Source organism: Streptococcus oralis (assembly GCF_003943825.1).
GTDB lineage: Bacteria > Bacillota > Bacilli > Lactobacillales > Streptococcaceae > Streptococcus > Streptococcus oralis_CD.
Genome location: NZ_RJNJ01000088.1, coordinates 1 through 648, shown reverse-complemented (window position 1 = coordinate 648; position 648 = coordinate 1). Strand labels below are relative to the sequence as shown.

Here is a 648-nt window from a genome sequence, read left to right as displayed (position 1 = left end):
TCACGCAAGACAGCATCACGAATGACACTATCATTCTTCTCTAATACATAGGTTTGAACAGGATAGCGATTGGTTGGAGGAGTTTCAATAACAGACAAATCTCGGATTCCCAGCATAGACATGTGGAGAGTACGAGGGATTGGCGTTGCTGTCAAGGTTAGAACATCTACTTGTTTTTTCAGTTCTTTCAAAGTTTCCTTATGCTTGACACCAAATCGTTGTTCCTCATCAATAATCATCAATCCCAAATCTGAAAACACAACATCTTTTGACAAAACACGATGCGTTCCAATCAAAATATCGACTTGACCATTCTTTAGTTTTTCAAGTGTTTCTGCCTGCTCTTTTTTACTTCTAAAGCGACTCAACACATCAATATTAACAGCAAAATTTTGGAATCGTTCCTTAAAATTCGTATAGTGCTGTTGCGCTAAAACCGTCGTTGGAACTAGAACGACCACCTGTTTGTGATCATTGACTGCCTTAAAAGCAGCACGCATTGCTACTTCAGTCTTCCCAAAACCAACATCTCCAACCAAAAGTCGATCCATGGGGTGAGAATCCTGCATATCTCTCTTGATTTCCTCAATACTACGAAGTTGATCATCCGTTTCAACATAAGGGAAAGCATCATCAAAAGCATGTTGC

At 39.7% G+C, this 648-nt stretch carries 1 protein-coding gene; it reads right to left on the bottom strand.

What is annotated here, in order from left to right; genetic code table 11:
- On the bottom strand, positions 1-648 hold a 648-nt coding region (locus tag D8863_RS10745), incomplete at both ends, for a DEAD/DEAH box helicase (RefSeq protein WP_125441871.1).